Source organism: Polaromonas sp. P1_F2 (assembly GCF_056405735.1).
In genome coordinates this window covers 1-1,147 of sequence record NZ_JBFUBN010000029.1, presented here as the reverse complement: position 1 = coordinate 1,147, position 1,147 = coordinate 1, and the positions used below count along the sequence as shown (strand labels likewise).

The window sequence follows — 1,147 nt, the reverse complement described above, 5'->3', positions numbered from 1 at the left end:
GTTTTACCCTGATCGAATTGATGATCGTTGTCGCGATCATCGGTATTCTGGCCGCCGTGGCTTTGCCTGCTTACCAGGACTACATGGTTCGCGCCAAAATGTCTGAAGTGATCCTGGCTGGTTCCTCTGGCCGTACGGCTGTCGCGGAAACCTACGCACAGAAGAACACCATGACGCTGACGGCACTTTCGATGGGTGTGCAAAATCAAAGTTCGAAGTACGTCGCTTCCGTGACCTATAGCGGTTCAASTGCCACCCAGGGTGACATCATCGTGACGACCACCACCGMCKCTGGCCTGCCTAGCGGCGCTTCCGGCAAAACGGTGGTGCTGCGTGGCACGGTTACAGACACGAGTACCGGCCAGGTGAAGTGGAGCTGCGGTGGCGGCACCAGCCCTGTTGAAGCCAAGTACCTGCCAAGTTCTTGCAAAGACTTCTGATCGATTGAATTGTCAAAAAAGCCCCTTGGCCTTTCGCCAAGGGGCTTTTTCTTTGCYTCTACGCTCTCCATTTCCATGCGAACTTCGCACATCATTGCGCTGGCTGCACTCGTCATCAGTTCAGTGCTTGTGGCCGTTTATTGGCCAGGTTTGCAAGGAGGCGCTTCTCGATGCCGGCATTTCAGCAGACTACGCGGACGAGATGACGCGTTGGGTGATTCAGCGGGTTGGATAAACATTCGGAGCCGCCGAATTTTCGACGTGACAAAAGTGTCACGTCGAAAATTCCGGGTGACAAAATCTGCGTCAAAACCCTGTTTTCCCAGCGATCTCCACAGCAGGAACAGGTGTTCAAGAGGGAGCCAGGTACTGGCATGAAAACTGCTGAGTCTTAAGGCTTTTTTGGTTTTTATTGCTTTTCATCTAAGGAGTTTTCATGAAACGTTCCCTCCAGCAGGGTTTTACCCTGATCGAATTGATGATCGTTGTCGCGATCATCGGTATTCTGGCCGCCGTGGCTTTGCCTGCTTACCAGGACTACATGGTTCGCGCCAAAATGTCTGAAGTGATCCTGGCTGGTTCCTCTGGCCGTACGGCTGTCGCGGAAACCTACGCACAGAAGAACACCATGACGCTGACGGCACTTTCGATGGGTGTGCAAAATCAAAGTTCGAAGTACGTCGCTTCCGTGACCTATAGCGGTTCAA

Annotated in this window: 2 protein-coding genes; both read left to right on the top strand. The window is 52.9% G+C overall.

Translation table 11 applies throughout. The features are described 5' to 3' along the window. A partial coding sequence (locus AC1D0O_RS25040; RefSeq protein WP_477656188.1) for a pilin occupies positions 1 to 440 on the top strand: 440 nt, incomplete at its 5' end. Positions 441 to 876: 436 nt separating this feature from the next. Next, positions 877 to 1,147 (top strand): pilin (locus AC1D0O_RS25035; RefSeq protein WP_477656187.1); only part of this gene is annotated, 271 nt, incomplete at its 3' end.